This window comes from Skermanella stibiiresistens SB22, from assembly GCF_000576635.1.
Lineage (GTDB): Bacteria > Pseudomonadota > Alphaproteobacteria > Azospirillales > Azospirillaceae > Skermanella > Skermanella stibiiresistens.
This window is the reverse complement of record NZ_AVFL01000003.1, coordinates 247,574-268,079: the sequence shown is the minus strand read 5'-3', so window position 1 is coordinate 268,079 and position 20,506 is coordinate 247,574. Positions and strand designations below refer to the sequence as shown.

The window sequence follows — 20,506 nt, the reverse complement described above, 5'->3', positions numbered from 1 at the left end:
CCGCCGGTTCGTCCCTCAGCCCGGCGTCTTGAGGCGGATGACGTTCCAGGATGCCGGGGCCAGCGTCGCCTGCAAACGCCCGCCGCGGACCTCGACGCCGTCCAGCGGCGCGGGGGTGACCGCGTCCGGGGCGTTCTTGGTGTTGATCGCCTGCAAGTCGTCGTGGCGCAGTTCCAGGGCTTGGTCCAGGGTCATGTCGTTGAAGCCACGGGCGTCCAGGTCGAGGGTGATGGACTCCTCGAGATGGCGGTTCAAGACGAACAGGGTCAGGGTCTTGTCCTCGTCGTTGTGGACACTCGCCACCTTGACGTAGGGCACCTCCGGCATCGGGTAGTACAGTTCCTCGGCGCCGCGCGGATCGTAGTAGCGGGCGGAATATGTTGGCGAGGACACCTGCGAGCGCAGCACCGTGCCGCGGCCAAGGTTGCTCATCTGGGCGAAGGGATGGAAGATCGTCTGCCGCCAAGCCGGGCCGCCGGTCTCGGTCATGATCGGGGCGATGGCGTTGACCAGCTGGGCGAGACAGGCCGACTTGACGCGGTCGGCGTGGTTGAGCAGCGAGATGCAGGCGCCGCCGAAGGTCAGCGCGTCCTCCATCGTATAGATCTCCTCCAGGATCTGCGGCGCTTCCGGCCAGCCCGGCTTGGCCCGACCCTCGCCCTTGGCGCGGGTACGGTACCAGACGTTCCATTCATCGAAGCTGAGCATGATGCGCTTGGATGACCGCCGCTTCGCCGCGACAGCGTCGGCGATCGCCACGACCTCGTCGATGAAGCTGTCCATCAGGTCGGGGCTGGCGAGGAACGCCGCCGTGTCATGGGCGTAGTTGTTGAAGTAGGTGTGGAGCGAGATGAACTCGACATGGTCGAAGGTGTGGTCGAGGACGGTGTACTCCCACTCGCCAAACGTCGGCATGTTGCGGGCCGACGAGCCGCAGACCGCCAGTTCGATCGTCTTGTCGGTCCACTTCATCATCTTCGCGGTCTCGGTGGCGAGACGGCCGTATTCGGTCGCCGTCTTCCGCTCCATCTGCCACGGGCCGTCCATCTCGTTGCCCAGGCACCAGAACTTGACGTCGTGCGGCTTTTCCCAGCCATGGGAGCGGCGCAGATCGGACAGCGCGGTTCCGCCGGGATGGTTGCAGTATTCCAGGTAATGCCGTGCCGCGTCGCCGTCCCGGGTGCCGAGGTTGACCGCCAGCATCGGCTCGATCCCGGCCTCGCGGCACCAGTCGATGAACTCGTTGGTGCCAAAGGTGTTGGGCTCGGTCGAGAACCAGGCGAGGTCCAGGCGGCGGGGGCGATTTTCGACTGGACCGACGCCGTCTTCCCAGTTGTAGCCGGACACGAAGTTGCCGCCGGGATAGCGCATGATCGTCGGGGCCAGTTCCTTGACCAGCGCCATGACGTCGCGGCGGAAGCCGCGCTCGTCGGCCTCCGGATGGCCGGGTTCGAATAGGCCGCCGTAGACGCAGCGGCCCAAGTGTTCGACGAAGGCGCCGAACAGGCGCGGGTCGGTCGCTCCGACCGCGAAATCGCGATCGATCAGAACCTCAGCCTTCAACATGGGGAAAGTCTCCTGGAGGTGATTTTGGTTTTCAGTGGGAGCGGGCGGCGCGGTCCCGCTCGATGGTTTTGGGCTCGTCGTCATCGGGGACGTCGGGGGAGAGCACCGAATCCTTCAGCAGGATCGAGTAGGGGTGTTGCGGGTTGTCGAGCACGGCGCGGGCGTCGCCGCTTTCCACCACCTCACCCTTCCGCATGATGATGATGCGGTCGCTGATGTAGTAGGCCGTCGCGAGGTCGTGGGTGATGTAGATGATCGAAACCTTCAGCTCGTCGCGCAGGTCCTTGAACAGGTTGACGATGGCCACCCGCAGCGACGCGTCGACCATCGACACCGGCTCGTCCGCCACGATCAGCCGAGGGCCGGGGATCAGCGCGCGGGCGATGGCGATGCGCTGAAGCTGGCCGCCGGACAGCTCGTGCGGGAAGCGGTCCTTGACCTCGGCCAGCGACAGCCCGACCTTGCGCAGCGCCCGGTCCGAAGCGTCGTCGGTCTCCGCCCGCGAGCGCGCCTCCGTGAAGTTCCGCGCCGTCATGGTCAGGTAGCGGTCGACCTTGCTCAGCGGGTTGAAGCTTTCGAACGGGTTCTGGAAGATCGGCTGAACCCGGCTCATGAAGCGCATCCGGTCGCGCGTCTTCCTGATGGTCGTCAGCTCCTCGCCGCCGAACGCGATGCTTCCGCTGGTCGGGTTCATGCCGTTCAGGATCATGCGGGCCAGCGTGGATTTGCCGCTGCCGGACTCGCCAATGATCGTGAAGATCTCCGGCCGCGCGTCCGTCAGGGTGAAGCTGACGTCCTTGACCGCGTCGATCCGCCGTCGCGACAGCAGCCCGCCGGTCCAGAAGCTGCGGCTGACGCCCCGCACGTCGAGAAGTGCCGTGTCCGCTCCGCTCATTGCACCGTCCCCTCGGTCACGGCATGGCAGGCGACGCGGTGTCCGCCGCCCAGCGCCTGCATGGGCGGGACCATGACGCGGCAGACGTCCATGGCGATTGGGCAGCGCGGATGGAAGCGGCAGCCGGGCGGCGGGTCGGCGAGGTTGGGCGGCGTGCCCTCCAGCCCCTGGCGCGGCTCGGCGTCGCCGATCCTGGGCAGGCTGCGGATCAGGTGGAGGGTATAGGGGTGGCGTGGATTTCGGAAGAGATCGCGGGTGCGGCCCTCCTCCACCAGTCGTCCGGCGTACATGATGCCCAGCCGGTCGGTCAGGTTGGCGTGGACCGCCATGTCGTGGGTGACGAACAGGATGGAGGCCCGCATCTCGCGCTGCACTTCCCGGATCATCGTCAGCACGCTCTTCTGGACGACGACGTCGAGCGCCGTGGTCGGTTCGTCCGCGATGATGAAACCGGGGCGGCAGACGGTCGCCAGTGCTATCACGACGCGCTGGCGCATCCCGCCGGACAGCTCGTGCGGGTAGCTGTCCAGCACGCCGGGCTGGAGATGCAGCCGGAGCAGGTGATCCTCCACGGCCTTCAGGAAGGCCGGCATGGGCATTCCCATGTGCCGGAAGGCGAAGTCGATGAAGCTCTGCCGCACCCGCCGCAGCGGGTTCAGCACGCTCATCGAACCCTGCATGATGTAGGCGAGGTGTTTCCACCGGATCGCGGTGCGCTCCTCCGGCTTCAGCGTATAGAGATCGACCTTGCGCGTCCCGAAGTCGAAGTTGACCGTGCCGCCGACGACGTTGAGCGGCGGCCGGATGGCGCCCGCGATCGTCTTGATCAGCGAGCTTTTGCCGGACGAGGACTCTCCGGCGATGCCGTAGATCTCGTCGTGCTCGATCCGCAGCGTGATGTCGTCCACCGCCCGCACCTCGCGGGTGATGCCGAACCAGCGCGTCTGGTAGTAGGCCTTCAGCCCATCGACGCGCAACGCGGGAGAGGCGGGCAGGGCTTCGGGCGCCGGGTTCAGGTGGTTGTTGAGCTGATGGAGCGTCATGTGGCACCTCCCATCCGGCTGAGCCGGCTGCGGGGATCGATGTACTCGTTCAGCGCGGTCGCCAGCAGGTAGAGGCCGATGAACAGCAGCATCACGGCGATCACCGGCCACGCGATCCACCACCAGACGCCCGCCACCAATGCCGTGTGCTGGTTGGCCCAGTACAGCATGCTGCCGATGGTCGGCGTGTTGATGTCGGTGAAGCCCAGGACCGACAGGGTGACCTCCATGCCGATCGACCAGTTCATGTTGTTGAGCGTGGTCGAGAACACGATCGGCAGCACGTAGGGCAGGTGCTCGCGCGTCATGATCTGGCGCGGACTCATGCCGGAGAAGATGCACTGCGAGGTGAACTCGCGGGTTCGCAGGCTCATCGCGACGGAGCGGATCAGGCGGGCGTCGTAGGCCCAGCCCAGCGCCGCCATGATCAGGGCCAGCAGCGCCCACGACATGCTATCGCGCATCACGAAGTAGAACAGCACCAGGATCGGGAACAGTGGGATGATGATGAAGGTGTCGTTGATCGACATCAGCACCCGGTCGGTCATGCCGCCCATGTAGCCCGACACCAACCCGATCGTCAGCGAGATGACCCGGCTGATCGCCGCCACCGCGATACCGAACAGCAGCGTGTTCCGCAGCGCCGCCGTCATCTGCCAGAACACGTCCTGGCCGCGCGACGTGGTGCCCAGCCAGTATTCCCACGACGGCGGCACATCGGGGGCCACGACGTAGATGTCCTCGGGCGGGTAGGGGGAGAAGAACGACAGCACCGACAGACCGACGATGATCGAGACGATCAGCGTGCCGATGGCGAATTCCAGATTGAAGCGCAGGAGGTCGCGGAAGATCTTGAGCATGGCTTTACTCCACCTGCACGCGGGGATCGAGGAGCGGGTAGAGCAGGTCGATGACCAGCACGGCCAGCGACACGGCGACGATGGAGACCGAGGTGATGCCCAGCACGAGGCTGTAGTCGCCGGCATGGACGGCGTCGACCAGCAGCGACCCGATGCCGGGATAGCCGAACACTTCCTCGGTGATGATGGCGCCGGTGAAGATGGCGCCGAGCGACATCGCGAGGCCGGTGACCTGCGGCACCAGGGCGTTCCGCATCACGTAGGAGGTCAGGATGCGCCGCCGGTCGACGCCGCCCAGTTCGGCGTAGACGACGTAGTCCTCCGTCACGATGTTGGAGACCAGCGCCCGCATGCCGAGGAACCAGCCGCCCAATCCCACCACCACCAGCGACAGCGCCGGCAGCAGGGAATGGAGGAGGACGCTGGAGATGAAATCGAAGCTGAAGCCACGTCCGACCCCGATGCCGGAGCCGCCGCTGATCGGCAGCACTGGCCACAGGAAGCCGAACACGACCAGAAGCACGAAGGCGACGACGTAATAGGGCATCGGGTGCAGGCCCATGGCGATGAGGCCCATCGCCTTCAGCAGCCTGTTCTTCCTGTAGTATCCAGCCAAGCCGCCCAGCAGGTTGCCGAGCAGCCACGCAAGCACGGTCGCCACCACCAGCAGCCCGATGGTCCAGGGCAAGGCCCGCAGGATCAGTTCCGACACGGGGGTCGGGAAGGCCGACAGCGACGGTCCGAAATCGCCGACGACGATCCGGCTCCAGAACGATACGTACTGCTCCAGCGGGGTGCCGGACATCCCGTAGAGTTCGCGGAGCGATTCCCGCATCGTCTCGATCGCTTCGGGACTGGTGTTGCCGAAGGAGGTCAGGGCGGAGATCGTCTGCTCGACCGGGTCGATCGGCGTCGCGTGCGAGATCACGTAGGTCAGGTTGATGCCGATGAAGACGACCAGCACGAATTGCAGCAGACGCTTCGCCAAATAGATGGCGTAGGTTTTCATGGGAGCGATCCCTGATGTACCGGAGCCAATCCCCTCTCCCCAGGGGGAGAGGGTTGGGATGAGGGAGGGGGCGGCGAGTCTCGCCCCTATTCGCCCCGAGGCTTCAGGCGCACCATCATGTACCGCGAGTTGCCCCAGTTCGGCACCGGATTGGCGTAGGGGTCCTCGGCGGTTGGGTAACCGGTCCAGTAGGTGTCGTCCATCGCCACGAAGACGTTGTAGGCCATCAGCGGGATGGTCGGCATTTCCCGCACCGCCAGCTTGACGTAATCGCGGCCAAGCTCGATCGAGCGTGGATCGTCGAAGCCGACGCCCCGGATCTTCTCGATGATACCGTCCAGTTCCGGCGACGACCAGCGCATGTAGTTGCGCGGAGCCTGGGGCTTGCCGGCGGGAGCCACGTATTGCGAGTGCCAGCTGTCGAGGAAATAGGCCAGGTCGGGATGGCCGCCGTAGCTTTCGACGCTCCAGCTGATCAGGGTGTCGAAGTCGCCGGAGTTGCGGCGGTCGAGCATGGTGCCCTGGGCCAGTTCCGTCTTGGCGTCGATGCCGAACTGACGCCACTGCTGGGCGATCATCGTCCCGGCGCGGGTGATGACGGGACGGGATTCGCCCTCGACCATGACGCGGATCGAGAAGGGCTTGCCTTCGGGCGTGTACCAGTTGCTGCCGCGCTTGGTGAAGCCGGCTTTCTGGAGAAGCTCCTGCGCCGCCTGCGGGTTGGGCTTCCACCAGCCCATGCCGAACGACTTGTCGATCGCCGCTTGGTCGGTCGGGATCTGCTCCTTCATGGAAGGCCGCAGCATGTCGGCGATCTGCTTGCCGACGGTCGGGTCGTAGGGCTTGATCTTCTGTTTGCCGGTATCAAGCTCGAAGTTCTTGAGCCAATCCTGCATCGGGATGTGGTAGTCGTCGGGGTGTGTGCCGGTCGGCGGGATGCCGATGGCCGAGATGGTCGCCGCCCCCCGGTAGGACGCCATCGAGACGGCCTTGATGTCGATCAGCAGCGCCAGCGCCCAGCGCACGTCCTTGCTCTGGAAATCGGCGCGCTGGAGGTTGAACAGCAGGGCCGGCAGCGTCGGGTCGGGGTGGGCGTAGGGGAAGTCCTTGAACCAGCCACGTGAAGACTTCGACTGCTTGGCCAGCGTGAACATCCCCTCCGGCGCCACGTCATGAACCACGTCCATGTTGTGGTTCATCTGTGCTATCACGCGCTTGTCGGGCGGGCCGCCATCGACATAGACGGCGTATTTTGGCCCCGGTTCGCCGAACCGGCCCAGCGTGGTGCGCTGCCAGTCGTCACGGCGCTGCCAGATGAACCACTTGCCCTCGGGATCGAAGCTGTGCAGCGCATAGGCGCCGAGCGAGACCGGCTTGTTGAAGTCGAACCGCATCGGATCGGGCGCTTTTTCGAAGACGTGCTTCGGCATGATCCAGATGGCGTTGAAGCGCACCGTGAACAGCGCGTGGAAACGGGAGTTCGGGCGCTTCAGCTTGAAGACGACGGTTTGCGGGTCGGGCGCCGAAACGCTGTCCACGTTGAGCGACAGGATCGGCCCCCAGCGCATGCCGGTGTTCTTCATCTGGGTTTCGACGGTGTAGGCCACGTCGTCGGCCGTGAATTCGACCCCGTCGCTCCAGAAGATGCCAGACCGCAGTTTCACCGTCATCTCGGTGAAATCGGCGTTATACTTGGGTGCTTCGGCCGCCAGAGAGTTGTCGATCGGTCCTTCGAGGCCTTTTTCCGGATCGATGTACCACAGCGTGTCCATCGCCAACTGCTGCAAGCCGGTATATTGGCCGCCGGCATTGATGGCCCAGATGTTGAACCAGCCCGCGTTCTTGATCGTCCCTTCTGGATTCTCAAGAATCAGCGTTTCTTTCCTTGGCAGGCTGGAAATCACGTCCTGGGCCTCGGCTGCGGACGGGACATAGGCGGCGGTCCCCAGCAGCAGCGCCACGGCGGCGCACGCGATTTTCCTGAGTATCGGCTTTCCAAGCACGGATGTTCCGAGAACGGGCATCTTCCTCCCCTTTTTTCCAGCGATGGCTTCGCTTGTTTCTTCGGGTCTGATTGGCTCGGACGCTAATCCCGTTCCGGAAGCGCGTCAACAGAAAATTCTATATATATCAGATTCTACGATATACTATCTCATCAAATCCTATTGTGCGGCGCGGTAATGATCCAAGCCACTTTTCTTCGTATCAGCAATACTGATACGCTCGGGCCTTGAACGCGGAGCTTGAATTGAACGACGAACCCTCTGTCAGCAGCGATATCCTCAGCGTCAGCCCGGATCGGGACGCCGAGATCGTCAAGGCGCTGGCATCGATGCCTCGGATGATGATCCTGCGCCTGCTCCGCAACCGGGGACCGCTGAACGTCAACGAGATCAGCGAGGCGCTGGACCTACCGCAGTCCACGGTCGCGACCAACGTCCAAACGCTGGAAGCCTGCGGCCTGATCGAAACGCGGGCGATGAAGGCGAACAAGGGCAGGCAGAAGATCTGCCAAGCCCGCTATGGCGAGATCCTGATCCGGTTCGACGATCCGCCGCTCGAGCGGAAGACCAACCTGATCGAGGTCGCGATGCCGATCGGGCTCTACACCAGTTGCGGTGTCACAGCGCCCTGTGGCCTGTGCTCGTCGGAAGGGGTGATCGGGCTGCTCGATGTGCCGGACTTCTTCCTGGACCCCAGCAGGATGAAGGCGTCATTGCTGTGGTTCTGGCGCGGCCATGTCGAATACAAGTTTCCCAACAATGCCCGCGTGTTGGACGCCGAGGTCGAGGCGATCGAGTTCACGATGGAACTATCGTCGGAGGTGCCCGGCACCAACGCCGACTGGCCGTCGGACATCAGCATCTGGGTCAACGGCGTGAAGGTCGGGACCTGGACGTCGCCGGGCGACTACGGCGACAAGCGGGGCCGGTTGACCCCGCGGTGGTGGAAGCTGGAAGGCTCCCAATACGGCCACCTGACCACCTGGGTCGTTTCAAGCAAGGGCACCAGCGTCAATGGCTCCCGCGCGTCCGACGTGACGCTGGACCAATTGGGCCTGCTGGAGCACCACTCGATCCGCCTGCGCGTCGGGATCGACGAGGATGCGAAGCGGCCGGGCGGGGTCAACATCTTCGGCAAGCAGTTCGGCAATCACGAACAGGATATCGTCATGCGCATCCATGTCAGGTGACCACCCCGGTGGCCACCTAAGGTGACCGCCGAACCGAGGCCTGGGACGAGCCGATCAGCGGCGCCGGTTGTCCCATGCCTCCGACGCCGGATCGTCGATCGGCATCCTCCGCAGGATGGCGTCACAGAACGCGTCGGCGCCCGCGGCGAATCCCGCCCACGCCTCGCGTGTCAGAGGCTCCCTCCGCATGAGCATGCGTTCGACGAAGTACAGCACCGCCGGACGCATCGTCACCGGCACAGCGCGCGAGCCCAATTCCCTGTTCACGACATCCCACCGTTTCCAAGCGAAAACAAATCGTCACCAAACCTAGGCGGCGACGCCGTTGAGCGAACGCGACGGTGCCGCCTGCGTTTCGGCGCCGAAACCATTGTTCATGGCCCAGATGGCGGCCTGGGTGCGGTTGTTGACGTCGAGCTTGCGCAGCAGGGTCTTCAGGTGGACCTTGATGGTCGCCTCGGTGATGCCGAGCCGATTGGCGATCAGCTTGTTGCTGGCGCCGCCGACGAGGGACTGGAGGATCTCCCGCTCGCGCGTCGTCAGCCCGCGAACCGAGTTCAGCGGCGACGGCTGGCTGTTCATGTCCATCAGCATGGCGGCGAGGTTGGTCGGGAACACCTTCTCGCCGAGCATGATCAGGTGGAGCGACTGGATCAGCGCCTCGGGCGAGACGTTCTTGATCAGGAATCCGTCGGCGCCGCCGCCCATCGCCTCGCGCAGCAGGTCCACCGAAACGTCGTCGGCCAGCACGACGATGCGGGCGGCGGGATGGACATCGCGGAGCCGCTGGAGGTCGGCCGCGTCCTTGATGGCTTGGCCGGTGATCACCAGGGCCGGCGTGGCGCCGTCGGTGGCGGCGCCCTCGATCGCCAGATCCATCGTGTTGAATTCCCCGCCGACCTCGAACGGGGTGCCGGCCAGGAGATGCTTCAGGCCATCACGGAACAGCCGGTTGGATTCGATGAGGACGGTGCGGGTCGAGGTCATGGCGGGGTCTCTCCAGAAGCGTTGTTGATCGAACCTCGTCCGGGGTCCTTTACCGTTGGACCCTGGCGCGTTCGAGGTCGCGTTGGAGGGATAGTGCATGAAGAAACAGAGGAAACAAAGCTAGAATTAATACTTTATAAAGGATAATTAGTGCTATGATGTCCGGTGGAGCGATACATGCCCCTTCGGCCGAGCGGAAGGCGACCCCGCCGCCGTCACGCACCGGTCCGCGACACGCGCCGCTCTCGTCCCGGCCACTGCCGCCAGAAATTGATGGCGCAGGCCAGGAGCGGCGCCGACAACCCGATCCAGCAGACCCAATGCCACAGGCCATCACCGACGATGGCGGAAGCCAGCGCCACCAGCGAGAGCGCCGCCAGCGCCGCGGGAACACGCCACACGCCGCTCACGCCTCGTTCCCCATTCGGTTTCCGGACGCGTCGCTTACGGAACCAGTGGCGCGGACGCGCGGCTTCTTCAGCCAGACCACGAAGCCGCTGACCGTCACCACTCCGGTGACGATGGTGAACAGCGCCCACAGGATTTGCAGCGGCAACCCGCCATAGTCGCCGAAATGGAAGGGACCTGAGAGCAGCATGGCGGCGATGTACCAGGGCATCGCGGCCGTCTCGGTCACCCGCCCGGTTTCGGCGTCGACCAAGGCGATGCTCAGCAGTCTTTGGGTCAGTTCCGTATGGCCGCGCACCAGCACGCTGAAGTGCCGGTCACTGGAATAGACATTGCCGGGATAGGCGATGAAGGCGAGTTCCATGCCTGGGAAGGCGGCCAAGCCCGCCTCCGCCGCCTGGTCGATGGCGACCGGCGCGCCGGTCATCGGCTCGGTGTGGCGGCCGATCATGGAGACCAGTTCCGTCTTCTGCCAATATCCGATGATCAGCGGCGAGAAGGACAGGATGGCTCCGGTCAGGCCGACGACGAAGGCCCAAGTCAATGTCGCCACGCCGAACAGGTTGTGCAGGTCGAGATTGGCGATCCGGGTTCCGCGCCCGAAGCGCAACAGTCCGAAGGCCAGCTTCCTCATCAGGGGGCCATAGACGACCAGCCCGCTGACGGTGCTCACGACGAACAGCAGGCCCATGACGCCGATGAACATCTGCCCGGCGAAGCCGGCGAAGAGATCCACGTGCAGCTTGAGGAGAAAACCGGTGAGCGTTTCCTCCGGAGGCTTGATCATCTCGTTGGCGCCGGTCTGGCCGTTGAGGATCACCCAGCGCCCGTCGTCGAATTCGCGGACACCGGGGGCGCCCATGAAGATGTAGGTGGTGCCGGGTTCCTCGGAGTCGAACGAGATCATTTTGGACGCCAGTTTCGGATACGCCTGCCGCGCGATGTCGTCCAGGGCCTGGAAGGGCAGCATTGGCCGCCCCTCAGTATAGGTCATGTCGAACCCGTCGCCCATCAGGTCTTCGATCTCATGGTGGAACACCAGGATCAGCCCCGTGACGCACAGGATCAGCAGGTTCGCCGAGCAGATCAGGCTGGTCCAGCGGTGGACCAGCCGCCAGCGCCGCAGGTTCGTGGATGTCATCGCGGTCTCCCTCGCTGGGAATGGCGTTGGGGATGGCTTCGGCGTAGGGGCGCGTCGTTCACCAGCGGTACCGCAGCCCGGCGGTCACCGTCCGCTCATAGCCATAGGCGCACCATTCGCCGTAATAGCAGGACGCGACATATTCCTTGTTGAACAGGTTCTTGGCGTTGAGCGAGACCTCGGCCCCCGCCAGCTTGGGCGACAGCGAGCCCAGGTCGTAGGTGACCGAGGCGTCCACCAGGGTGAAGGACGGCACCTCGAAGGTGTTCGCCGTGTTGGCGGTCTTTCCGGTGAAGCGCACGCCGGCGCCGATGCCAAGGCCTTGCAGGGCCGACCCTTCGGGCATCTGGTACATGGCCCAGCCGGAAGCCTGGTGGCGCGGAATGGCGGCCAGCCGCAAACCTTCCCGCCCGTCGTTGTCCTTGGTGTATTCGGTATCGAGGAAGGTGTAGGCGCCGATGATGTTCAGCTCGTCCGTCACGGCCATCCGGGCCTCCAGCTCGATGCCGCGCGAGCGCGCCTCGCCGCTCTGGACCGAGAAGCCGGGGAACTGGGGATCGCTGGTCAGCAGGTTGCTTCGGGTGATCTCGAAAGCGGCGGCCGTGAACAGGCTGTTGGTCCCCGGCGGCTGATACTTGACGCCGACCTCGTACTGGGTTCCCTCCTCGGGATCGAAGATGTTGCCGGAGATGTCGGCACCGCTCTGCGGCGTGAAGGACTCGGCGTAGCTGACATAGGGGGCGATGCCGTTCTCGAACAGATAGGTCAGGCCGGCGCGGCCGGTCAGCGCCTGATCGGACTGGCTCGTGTCCCCGAACTCCGTCGACAGCTTGGTCTCGGACCAGTCCTTGCGGCCGGCGAGCGTCAGGACGAAGCCACCCAGCTTGAGTTGGTCCTGGAGGTAAAGGCCGTACTGATTGCTCACCCTGTCGGTTCGGAAGGTGGCGGGCACCACGAGCGGCTGGCCATAGACCGGCGCGAAGAGGTCGATCGAGGGGGCCACGCCGAAGCCGGGAGCGTAATGGCCATCCAGCCGCTGATAGTCGAAACCGGCCAATACCGTGTGGCTGACGGGCCCGGTGGTGACGCGGCCTTCGACCTGATTGTCCAAGGTGTAGGAATCCATCGCCTCGCGCGAGGTCGCGATGCCCCGGTTGAGGGTTCGGAAATCCGGCTCCAGTCCGTTGGCGTAGACGCTGTCATAGGCGGCCTTGGTATGCAGCCAGCGGCCGTTGGAACGCACGCTCCAAGTATCGTTGAACCGCTTGTCGAACTCGTAGGCGACCGATTTCTGTGTCCGATCGTATTTTTCGAATCCCGGTTCGCCGTCGTAGAAATCGGTTGGGATCTTGCCGAACGGGTTCGCCAGGACGCTTCCCTGCGGCGGGATGCCACCGTATGAGTTGGATTTTGGATCGCGTTGGTAGAAGCCGAACAAGGTCAGGCTGGTGTCGGTGTCGGGACGCCAGGTGAAGGAGGGGGCGACCGCCACGCGCTCGTTCTCCGTCGTGCGGAACTGCCCGTCCTCGCTCAGTCCCACGGCGCTGAAGCGGTAGAGCAGCTTGGCTTCGTCATCGATCGGACCGGAGAAGTCGGCGGTGCCGCGCAGGTGGTTGTTGGTGCCGAACTCGAAGCCGATCTCGTTCTGGGCCGTCGCCGTTGGCCGCTTGCTGACCTGGTTGATCAGGCCGCCGGCCGGCGACTGGCCATAGAGCACCGAGGTCGGTCCCTTGAGCACCTCGATCCGTTCCAGCAGGAAGGGATCGAGCTGGGGCGCCGCGTAGTAGAGCGACTGGAGCTTCAGCCCATTCCAATAGCTGTCGGCGTCGAAGCCGCGGATCGTCAGCTGGTCGTAGCGGGTCGACACGGCGCCGCGCGTCTCCGGCGTGACGCCGGCGGTGTAGCGAACGGCTTGGTTCAGGGTCTGGGCATTCTGATCCCGGATCTGATCGCTGGGAATGACGGAGATCGATTGCGGCGTCTCGATCAGCGGCGTGTCCGTCTTGGTGCCGGTCGCCTGCTGGTTGGCGACGTACCCCGTGACGGGGGTCAACGCCGTTTCCCCTTGTCCCGTCACCGTCAACGCCGGTAGCTCGACCGATGTTTCCGAACCGGCGTCCTGAGCCGACGCCGGTCCCGTCATCATCAAGCCCGTCAGCACCACCGCGCCCAGCGCCGTTCCCCGCGGCCGTCCGCCGCCCACTCCGATTTCCCGCACTTTGCCGCCCCGTCTTCTTGAGAATCAGTCTGAATTTCAACACCGTTTGCATATTGCAATTGATTCTTATTAGCAACATGGAAACGCGAGGGCGGAAACAGATTGTGGCGTGACTGTGTTCGGCGGGTCGTTGGCGACGATTATAGGGCTTGATCACCCTGAGTGGGGGAGAGCAGCGCCAAGGCTGGTGCGATGACGCCCTCCAGCAGCCGCGGCTCGGGGCGGACCCGCGCCAGCACGCGCAGGCCCATCAGCACGCCGAGCAGGTGGTGGGCGAGGGTTTCCGCCGATTGGGAGCGGGTGATCGTCCCGTCCGCCTGACCGGCCTCGACGCGGTCGAGAAAGAATGCTTCGATCCGCGCCAGGACACCCGCCACCACCTCCCTGAATTCCGCGTCATGCGGGGCCACGTCGAGCGCCGCGTTGACCACCATGCAGCCCTTGTGCTGCGGATCGGCGAGGGATCGCGCCAGCACTTCCGCGAAGAACGCGGCGATGCCGTCGCGCGGTGGCATCGCCTCGCAACGCTCGATGCGGCCGACGATGCTGCCCTCGACGTAGCGGTCCAGCGCCTTTTGGAAAAACGCCCGCTTGTCGCCGAAGGCGTTGTACAGGCTGGCGCTGGTCAGTCCTGTCTTCTCGACCAGATCGCGCACGGATGTCGCCTCGAAGCCGCGGTTCCAGAAGCACTGGATCGCGGCGTCGAGCACGGCCTCCTCGTCGAATTCCCTCGGTCTCGCCATTCCATCGCCCATCAGGATCGCATGACAGCCATCTTGCCATGAACATCGGCCTTCCGTATTTTAGAACGATCGTGTTAAAACTCAATGCCAGATGTCGGGCCCCTGGTGCTGGGCCGAGGCGCCGCAAAGGAAAGTCACGACGCCATGGATTCCGTCGACATAGCGATCCGCGAACCGGACGGGAGGCGGCTCGCCAGCCGGACACGGCTGATCGGATACTGCTGGGCGGCGTTGACCGTCTCGATCTTCGCTGGCTGGTTCGTCGTGACGCGGTTCAGCGTCACGCGGGAACTGACCATCTGGGACATCACGGCGCTCCGCTTCGGCATCGGTGCGGTCCTGCTGGCACCCACCGTGCTGCGCCGCGGCCAGCGCCTTCCACCCGCCGCGTGGCGGGACGGCTTCCTGTTCATGCTGCTCTGGGGCGTGCCCTTCGTCCTGCTGGTCGCGATGGGGCTGCGGCTCACCACCGCCTCGCAGGCGGCGTCGATCACCCCGACCCTGATGCCGGCCTTCGCCGGTCTGTTCGCCTGGACCTTCCTGCGGGAAAGGCAGGGGCGGGCGCGTTGGCTCGGCTATGGCGCGATCGTCTGCGGCCTCGCCGGACTGGTAACGGCGGCCGCCATCAGCCATGGCGCGCCGGACCCCGCCGGCCTCGTCGTGCTGGCGGCCGCCTCCGCCATGTGGGCGGTCTACACGATCATCTTCCGCCGCAGTGGCGTGACGCCGATCCAGGCGGCGGCGCTGATCTGCGTCTGGTCGGCCGTCACCTTCCTGCCGTTCTACGTCCTGCTCGGCCTGAGCCGGTTCGGCGTCGCCTCGCTGGGCGAGATAGCACTCCAGGCCCTCTACCAAGGCGTCCTGATGAGCGGCGTCGCCATCGTGACCTTCAACAGATCGGTGGCCTTGCTCGGTTCCGGCGCCGCCTCCGCCATCATAGCGCTGGTGCCCTGCGTCGCGACCCTCCTGGCGATCCCCATCCTGGGCGAGGTGCCCACGGCGCTTGAGGGCGCCGCCATCGCGGTCATCGTCGCCGGCGTGCTGCTGGCGTCCAAACCACCATCACTGCCAGCCACCCCATCATCAAAGAAAGGAAGACGTCCATGATCCGCCTCTTCTACCACCCGACGCCGAACCCCGCCAAGGTAGCACTCCTCCTCGAGGAGTTGGGACTTCCCTACGAGGTCGTTCCGGTCGACACCAGCAAGGGCGAGCAGCACACGCCGGCTTTTCGGGCCGTCAATCCGAACGGCAAGGTTCCGGCGATCATCGACACCGAGGGACCGGGCGGCGGAGAGGCGCGGGTCTTCGACAGCACCGCCATCCTGATCCATTTGGCCGAGAAGACCGGCAAGTTCCTGGGCAAGCCGCAAGACCGGCCGGAACTGCTCTCCTGGTTGCTGTTCATCGCCTCGGGCCTGGGGCCGTTCTCCGGTCAGGCGGTGCATTTCCAGTTCGCGGCTCCCGATGGCTTGGACTACGCGCGCAACCGCTACCGCCGCGAGGCCGAGCGGCATTACCAAGTGTTGGACGACCACCTCGCCGGCCGCGACTTCATCGTGGGCGACGGCTACACCATCGCCGACATATCCGCGTGGGGCTGGCTGGACCGCGCCGCCCGGGTGCGGAAGGGCGAAGCCGACCCGCTGGCGGCGTTTCCCAACCTGAAGCGCCTGTTCGAGAGGGTCGACGCTCGTCCGGCGGTCGCCCGCGCCCGGGCGGTCGGCAAGGACCACGAGTTCAAGAAGGTCAACGACGAGGAAACCAAGCGGTCGCTGTTTCCGTCCAACTATCCGCCCGCGGCGTGAGGAGCGGTCACATGGATATCAACGGCAAACGGGTTCTCGTCACCGGCGGGTCGAGCGGCATCGGCCTAGCCTTGGCCCAGGCGCTCATGGCGAAGGGGGCCAAGGTCGTGATCTCCGGCCGGCGCGCCGACGTCTTGGCGGCGGCGGTCGACCACCTCAACGCGAGGGGCGGCGACGCCCAGGGAATCGCGGCGGATGTCGCCACGGAGGAGGGCCGCGCCGCGACCCTGTCCTTAGCGCTCGACGCGCTCGGCGGCCTCGACATCCTCGTCAACAACGCCGGCGGTGTCAGGGCGGGACGCCTGGAGAACACGTCCGAGGCGGATATCCTCGCGATGATCTCCGTCGATCTCGCGGCTCCGATCCTGCTGACCCGCGCGGCGCTCCCGGCGCTGCGCGACGGCGGCGACGCGATGGTCGTCAACGTCGCCTCCGGCATCGCCCTGATCGGCGCGCCGTTCTACGCCACCTACGCGGCGGTGAAGGCCGGTCTCGCCCGTTTCGGCGAGGCGCTCAGGCGTGAACTGAAAGGGGAGGGCGTCCACGTGCTGACGGCCTATCCCGGCGGCACCGACACGCCGATGATGAAATCGAATCGCGCCGGTCCGGAACTGGGATTCTCGCGCGAGCCCGCCGCCGCCGTCGCGGACGCCATCGTCGAGGGGATCGAGGCCGGCGCCTTCGAGGTGATCAGGGGTGGCGAGGCCCGCGCCAAGATGATCGCGCTCAACCGCGATAACCCAGCGGCGGTCGATGAACGCTTTCTCGGGCTGAAGCCGGCGCTGGAGGAGGCCGTGAAGGACCACGCGGCGCTCTGACGGCGGGCGTCGGCGCGGGCGTCACCGTCCCGGATCGAGTGTCAGCTCGGCCCAGGCGGCGCGCAGGGTGTCGGCATGCAGATCGCGGGTGATCAGCACCAGCCGGGTCCTGTGATCCGCGTCGGGCCACGCCTCCAGGGCCACCGGCGGATGGAAGACGTGGTGAACCCCATGGACAACGATCGGGCCAGCCTCGTCCCGAAGGTTCACCACGCCCTTCAGCCTCAGCAAGTTCTCGCCATGACGGGCGCGGAGCGCGGACAGCCAGTCGTTGACCGCCGCCCAGTCCAGCGGCTGGTCGTGCGTCAGGCAGGTCGCGAGGATACGCGAGTCGTGCCGGTTGACATCGTGGTGATGGTCATGCCGAGGCCCTTCGCCGGAGTAAGCCTCCTCGTTCAGCCAGCGTCGCACGTCGGCGCTTTTCGTTTCCGGATCGAACAGGTCGGCGCCGAACAACTTGTCCGGATCGATCCCGCCGTGGCTGACCGGCAGGATCGGCGCCGCCGGGTTGATTGCCCGAAGCCGTTGGGTCAAATCCTCGACCGCCGCGGGCGCCGCGATATCCGTCTTGGTCAGCACCAGCCGATCAGCCATGGCGACCTGCTTGACCGGTTCCGGCTGCTCGTCCAGTTGGCGCCCGCCATGGACCGCGTCGACGGTGGTCACCACGGCGTCCAGCCTGATCCAGTGGCAGACCATCGGGTTGTTCAGCAGCATCTGGACGATCGGCGCCGGATCGGCGAGGCCGGTGGTCTCGATCAGGATGCGACGGAACGGCGGGAGTTCGCCGGCATCCACCCGCACCAGCAGGCCGCGCAGCGTCGTTTCCAAGTCGTTGCGGATGGTGCAGCACAGGCAGCCGCTGGCCATGACGACCATGTCGCCATCGACCCGCTCGACCAGAAGGTGGTCCAGCCCAATCTCGCCGAACTCGTTGATGATGACGGCGGTCTCGGCCATGCCGGGATGCTGGAGCAGGTGGTTGAGCAATGTCGTCTTGCCACTGCCGAGGAACCCCGTCACGACCGACAGCGGCAGGCGGTCGGCGGACTTGTCGCGGTCGAACAGGCTCATGGCGGCGCGGTCCCGGCTTATTATTGATTCGCGGCGTGACTACGCCTCGCGACAGGATGATATCGGCGTGGCGTCGGGTCGGCAATCCACTTCGGTTGTGTTCGCGGGTGCAGTAAAACCCGGCACTGTCTAAATATAAAGGCACGCTCTTATTTGTCACTCCGGACCGCTTGACAACTTCGGCACCCGCCCCGACGCTGCCATGGCCAATGAGTTCATTGCCAGAACAATGACCTGAAAACAGCCAGGGGAGGAACGCGACGATGGATGAGGATCAACCCCAACAGGATTCCGCCGCCACCAATCCGACCGGCGGCGAGGTGGACCAGCCGGAACGCCGCAGCTTCATGAAGACCGCTGGCGTCGTCACCGCCGCCGCGGCCGGCGCCGCTTTCGGCAAGTTCGGCTCGGCGCCGATCACCGTGGCACAGGCCCAGACCGCAGCCGGGGGGACCAGTTCGACCAGCGCGTCGGGCGAAACGTGGTGGCCGTCGAAATGGGGTGCCGACGACGAGGCGGGCGCCTCCAACCACATCACCCCGGCCAAGGTCCTGGAGGTCGCGAAGTCGATCCGCGACGGCAGGATCTACAAGATCGGCCGGGTCTACGAAGCGGGCATGCCGCTGTTCGGCGCGCGCGTCTTCGCGCTGCGGATCCCAGGTGCTCCGACCGGCGGACCCTTCGGCGGCAACAACATGGTCTACAACGACGAGTTCGTGACGGCCGAGATCGGCCAGATCGGCACCCAGTTCGATGGGCTCGGCCATATCGGGGTGCAGACCGGCAAGGCCGGCGATCTCAACGACATGCGATTCTACAACGGCGTCACCATGGCCGAGATGGCCAGCGCCTATGGGCTCAAGAAGCTGGGCGTCGAGAAGCTGAAACCCCTGTTCACAAACGGTCATTTGGTCGACATCGCCGGCTTGAAGGGCCGCATGCTGGAGGCGGGCGAGGAGATATCGCTGGCCGATGTCCGCGCCGCCCTCAAGCGCCAGGACATGGCCGAGGACGCGATCAAGCCCGGCGACGGCATCTTCTTCAATACCGGCTGGGGCCAGCTTTGGATGAAGAACAACGACCGCTTCAACGGCGGCGAACCCGGCATCGGGCTGGAGGTCGCCCGCTGGGTGATCGAGAAGGACCTGTGCCTGACGGGGGCCGACACCTGGGCGGTGGAGGTCGTGCCCAACCCCGACAAGAACCTGGCTTTCCCGGTCCATGTCGAGCTTCAGACCAAGCACGGCATCCTCAATCATGAGAATCTCGTCTTCGACGATCTGATCGCCGACCGCAAATACCAGTTCGTCTACATCTTCAGCCCGATGGCGCTGAAGGGCGCCACCGCGTCCGGTGGCACGCCGATCGCGATCACCTGAGCCGGCTTCAGCGAGGCCGCGACCCGCTGGATCAGAGCGGATCGCCGGCCTCGCGAACGACGGCGTCGTCCCGGTGGCGGACTTCCGGCAGCAGGTCGGTGCCGAGCCCCGGCTTGTCGGGCGCCCGCACCATGCCATTGACCACCGTCGGCAGGTCGGTGACGAGATCGCGGTACCACGTCGCCAAGGTCGCCCTCACCACCTCCTGGAAGATCGCGGTGGGGGCGTGAAGGGCCAGGTGCAGGCCGGCCATCAGCGTGACCGGTCCAGTGCAGTCGTGGGGTGCCAGCGGCTTGGCGTGGGCCTCCGCCAGGGCGGCGATCTTGCGCCCCTCCGTCAACCCGCCGCACCAGGCGAGATCGAGCATGACGATGTCGGTGGCGTCAGCCTCCAGCAACTGGCGGAACGACACGGCGCCGCCCAGCGTCTCGCTGCCGCAGATCGGCACGCGGATCCGGCGGCGCAGGTCGGCCAAGGCCTTGAAATCAGCCATCTTGCCGATGGGATCCTCGACCCAGAAGATGTCGAGATCCTCGAGCCCTTGGCAGATCCTGAGCGCGGCGCTGGCGCTCCACAGGCTGTGCAACTCGCACATGATATCCATGCGGTCGCCGACCGCGGCCCGGATCTTCCGGAACGGCTCCAGCCCGGCGTTGAGATCGGAAAGCCCGATCATCTGTCCTCCCGAGGCCTCGGCGTAGGGATCGAAAGGCCAGATCTTCATGGCCGTGAATCCCTCCGCCAGCAGGCTTTCCGCCAACCCGGCCGGGTCGCGCGTGAAGGCGATCTGGTCGTCATAGGGTCCAGTCGCGGCGTCGCCGGAACCGATGCTCCGCCGCCCGGCGCCGCTGTTATAGGCGTAGCCGGCGCAGGTGTTGTAGGTGCGGATTTCCGTCCGTGTCGCTCCCCCTAGGGCCTCATGGACCGGTATGCCGTGCCGCTTCCCCGCGAGGTCCCACAGGGCCAGGTCGATGGCGCTGGCCGCCCTGATCTCGGCGCCCGAGCTTTGGAAACCGACATAAGGGTTCATCAGGTGACGCGACACCGGCTCGATCCGCCGGCTGTCGCGCCCGATCAGCCAGGGCGCCACCTGTTCGTGGATCACCGCCTCGACCGCCTGGGCGCCCCGGAAGGTTTCGCCCAGCCCTGTCAGTCCCTCGTCGGTCTCGACTTCGACCCAGATGAGGTTTGGCCGCTCCGCGATGCGGATCGTGCGGACGCAGCGCACCTTGGACATCGCCGGTCTCCTAATCATGGGCGTCACCGCCGTTCCGAACCATGATGTTTCGCGCGTCCACCCGCGGCTGTCCATAACATCCTCGCCGCGAGGCTCTCCAATCGCCGCTGGCTTGACGAAAACCATC

The 20,506-nt window shown here is 65.4% G+C and carries 19 protein-coding genes; 5 read left to right on the top strand and 14 right to left on the bottom strand.

The window, feature by feature from the left end; translation table 11 throughout:
* Positions 1–15: 15 nt before the first annotated feature.
* The 6 genes from arfA to N825_RS06300 all read right to left on the bottom strand — a co-directional run bounded on the left by arfA (position 16) and on the right by N825_RS06300 (position 7,397).
* On the bottom strand, positions 16–1,566 hold the full coding sequence (gene arfA / locus N825_RS06325) for an arabinosylfuranosidase ArfA (protein ID WP_037448374.1): 1,551 nt from the start codon (positions 1,564–1,566) through the stop codon (positions 16–18).
* A gap of 31 nt (positions 1,567–1,597) precedes the next feature.
* Positions 1,598–2,461 (bottom strand): ABC transporter ATP-binding protein, encoded by an 864-nt coding sequence (locus N825_RS06320; protein ID WP_051511622.1) that lies wholly within the window; start codon positions 2,459–2,461, stop codon positions 1,598–1,600.
* Positions 2,458–3,504 carry an ABC transporter ATP-binding protein gene (locus tag N825_RS06315; protein WP_084164416.1) on the bottom strand — a complete coding sequence of 349 codons (1,047 nt, stop codon included), beginning with the start codon at positions 3,502–3,504 and terminating at the stop codon, positions 2,458–2,460. Before N825_RS06315 ends, N825_RS06320 begins: the two co-directional genes overlap by 4 nt.
* Positions 3,501–4,364, bottom strand: coding sequence for an ABC transporter permease (locus tag N825_RS06310; protein ID WP_037448372.1), 864 nt, complete (start codon positions 4,362–4,364; stop codon positions 3,501–3,503). Before N825_RS06310 ends, N825_RS06315 begins: the two co-directional genes overlap by 4 nt.
* A 4-nt stretch (positions 4,365–4,368) precedes the next feature.
* A complete protein-coding gene (locus N825_RS06305) occupies positions 4,369–5,373 on the bottom strand; it encodes an ABC transporter permease (RefSeq protein WP_037448370.1) in 1,005 nt (334 codons plus the stop codon).
* A gap of 86 nt (positions 5,374–5,459) precedes the next feature.
* On the bottom strand, positions 5,460–7,397 hold the full coding sequence (locus N825_RS06300; RefSeq protein WP_084164414.1) for an ABC transporter substrate-binding protein: 1,938 nt from the start codon (positions 7,395–7,397) through the stop codon (positions 5,460–5,462).
* 224 nt (positions 7,398–7,621) lie between these two features.
* Between N825_RS06300 and N825_RS06295 the strand changes: the two genes are divergently transcribed.
* On the top strand, positions 7,622–8,566 hold the full coding sequence (locus tag N825_RS06295) for an ArsR/SmtB family transcription factor (protein WP_245613023.1): 945 nt from the start codon (positions 7,622–7,624) through the stop codon (positions 8,564–8,566).
* A 54-nt stretch (positions 8,567–8,620) separates the two neighbouring features.
* Here the strand turns inward: N825_RS06295 and N825_RS06290 are convergent, their stop codons facing one another.
* From N825_RS06290 to N825_RS06265, 6 genes are all read right to left on the bottom strand, one after another.
* Positions 8,621–8,833, bottom strand: a complete 213-nt coding sequence (locus tag N825_RS06290; protein ID WP_157619006.1) for a hypothetical protein — start codon at positions 8,831–8,833, stop codon at positions 8,621–8,623.
* A 42-nt stretch (positions 8,834–8,875) separates the two neighbouring features.
* On the bottom strand, positions 8,876–9,553 hold the full coding sequence (locus N825_RS06285) for a LuxR C-terminal-related transcriptional regulator (RefSeq protein WP_037448366.1): 678 nt from the start codon (positions 9,551–9,553) through the stop codon (positions 8,876–8,878).
* 215 nt (positions 9,554–9,768) lie between these two features.
* A complete protein-coding gene (locus N825_RS06280) occupies positions 9,769–9,963 on the bottom strand; it encodes a hypothetical protein (protein ID WP_037448363.1) in 195 nt (64 codons plus the stop codon).
* The gene (locus tag N825_RS06275) at positions 9,960–11,102 is read right to left on the bottom strand and encodes a PepSY-associated TM helix domain-containing protein (protein WP_051511621.1); all 1,143 of its coding nucleotides are present in this window, start codon (positions 11,100–11,102) and stop codon (positions 9,960–9,962) included. Before N825_RS06275 ends, N825_RS06280 begins: the two co-directional genes overlap by 4 nt.
* Positions 11,103–11,160: 58 nt before the next feature.
* Positions 11,161–13,305 (bottom strand): TonB-dependent siderophore receptor, encoded by a 2,145-nt coding sequence (locus N825_RS06270; protein ID WP_245613022.1) that lies wholly within the window; start codon positions 13,303–13,305, stop codon positions 11,161–11,163.
* A 155-nt stretch (positions 13,306–13,460) separates the two neighbouring features.
* The gene (locus N825_RS06265; protein ID WP_037448759.1) at positions 13,461–14,063 is read right to left on the bottom strand and encodes a TetR/AcrR family transcriptional regulator; all 603 of its coding nucleotides are present in this window, start codon (positions 14,061–14,063) and stop codon (positions 13,461–13,463) included.
* Between the two features lie 144 nt (positions 14,064–14,207).
* Here N825_RS06265 and N825_RS06260 point away from each other — a divergent pair, with 144 nt between their 5' ends.
* Genes N825_RS06260 through N825_RS06250 form a run of 3 tightly spaced genes read left to right on the top strand, consistent with a single transcriptional unit; the run spans position 14,208 to position 16,689 of the window.
* The gene (locus N825_RS06260; RefSeq protein WP_051511648.1) at positions 14,208–15,170 is read left to right on the top strand and encodes a DMT family transporter; all 963 of its coding nucleotides are present in this window, start codon (positions 14,208–14,210) and stop codon (positions 15,168–15,170) included.
* Positions 15,167–15,871 carry a glutathione S-transferase family protein gene (locus tag N825_RS06255; RefSeq protein ID WP_037448357.1) on the top strand — a complete coding sequence of 235 codons (705 nt, stop codon included), beginning with the start codon at positions 15,167–15,169 and terminating at the stop codon, positions 15,869–15,871. The genes N825_RS06260 and N825_RS06255 overlap by 4 nt, the downstream gene beginning before the upstream one ends.
* A gap of 11 nt (positions 15,872–15,882) precedes the next feature.
* On the top strand, positions 15,883–16,689 hold the full coding sequence (locus tag N825_RS06250; protein WP_037448354.1) for an SDR family NAD(P)-dependent oxidoreductase: 807 nt from the start codon (positions 15,883–15,885) through the stop codon (positions 16,687–16,689).
* Positions 16,690–16,710: 21 nt separating this feature from the next.
* On the opposite strand, the gene N825_RS06245 is transcribed toward N825_RS06250, so the two are convergent.
* Positions 16,711–17,763, bottom strand: a complete 1,053-nt coding sequence (locus N825_RS06245; RefSeq protein WP_037448351.1) for a CobW family GTP-binding protein — start codon at positions 17,761–17,763, stop codon at positions 16,711–16,713.
* A gap of 263 nt (positions 17,764–18,026) precedes the next feature.
* Here N825_RS06245 and N825_RS06240 point away from each other — a divergent pair, with 263 nt between their 5' ends.
* Positions 18,027–19,142: a cyclase family protein gene (locus tag N825_RS06240; RefSeq protein ID WP_037448349.1), complete on the top strand. Its 1,116-nt coding sequence runs from the start codon at positions 18,027–18,029 to the stop codon at positions 19,140–19,142.
* Positions 19,143–19,173: 31 nt separating this feature from the next.
* Here the strand turns inward: N825_RS06240 and N825_RS06235 are convergent, their stop codons facing one another.
* The gene (locus N825_RS06235; RefSeq protein WP_037448346.1) at positions 19,174–20,379 is read right to left on the bottom strand and encodes a mandelate racemase/muconate lactonizing enzyme family protein; all 1,206 of its coding nucleotides are present in this window, start codon (positions 20,377–20,379) and stop codon (positions 19,174–19,176) included.
* Between the last annotated feature and the right edge of the window lie 127 nt (positions 20,380–20,506).

Excerpts from the sequence above, each read along its gene's own strand:
- N825_RS06235 (WP_037448346.1), bottom strand. The coding sequence starts at position 20,379 with ATGTCCAAGGTGCGCTGCGTCCGCACGATCCGCATCGCGGAGCGGCCA.
- arfA (WP_037448374.1), bottom strand. The coding sequence starts at position 1,566 with ATGTTGAAGGCTGAGGTTCTGATCGATCGCGATTTCGCGGTCGGAGCG.
- N825_RS06255 (WP_037448357.1), top strand. The coding sequence starts at position 15,167 with ATGATCCGCCTCTTCTACCACCCGACGCCGAACCCCGCCAAGGTAGCA.
- N825_RS06305 (WP_037448370.1), bottom strand. The coding sequence starts at position 5,373 with ATGAAAACCTACGCCATCTATTTGGCGAAGCGTCTGCTGCAATTCGTG.
- N825_RS06240 (WP_037448349.1), top strand. The coding sequence starts at position 18,027 with ATGGATGAGGATCAACCCCAACAGGATTCCGCCGCCACCAATCCGACC.
- N825_RS06310 (WP_037448372.1), bottom strand. The coding sequence starts at position 4,364 with ATGCTCAAGATCTTCCGCGACCTCCTGCGCTTCAATCTGGAATTCGCC.
- N825_RS06275 (WP_051511621.1), bottom strand. The coding sequence starts at position 11,102 with ATGACATCCACGAACCTGCGGCGCTGGCGGCTGGTCCACCGCTGGACC.
- N825_RS06260 (WP_051511648.1), top strand. The coding sequence starts at position 14,208 with ATGGATTCCGTCGACATAGCGATCCGCGAACCGGACGGGAGGCGGCTC.
- N825_RS06285 (WP_037448366.1), bottom strand. The coding sequence starts at position 9,553 with ATGACCTCGACCCGCACCGTCCTCATCGAATCCAACCGGCTGTTCCGT.
- N825_RS06265 (WP_037448759.1), bottom strand. The coding sequence starts at position 14,063 with ATGGCGAGACCGAGGGAATTCGACGAGGAGGCCGTGCTCGACGCCGCG.
- N825_RS06315 (WP_084164416.1), bottom strand. The coding sequence starts at position 3,504 with ATGACGCTCCATCAGCTCAACAACCACCTGAACCCGGCGCCCGAAGCC.
- N825_RS06250 (WP_037448354.1), top strand. The coding sequence starts at position 15,883 with ATGGATATCAACGGCAAACGGGTTCTCGTCACCGGCGGGTCGAGCGGC.
- N825_RS06300 (WP_084164414.1), bottom strand. The coding sequence starts at position 7,397 with ATGCCCGTTCTCGGAACATCCGTGCTTGGAAAGCCGATACTCAGGAAA.
- N825_RS06245 (WP_037448351.1), bottom strand. The coding sequence starts at position 17,763 with ATGAGCCTGTTCGACCGCGACAAGTCCGCCGACCGCCTGCCGCTGTCG.
- N825_RS06320 (WP_051511622.1), bottom strand. The coding sequence starts at position 2,461 with ATGAGCGGAGCGGACACGGCACTTCTCGACGTGCGGGGCGTCAGCCGC.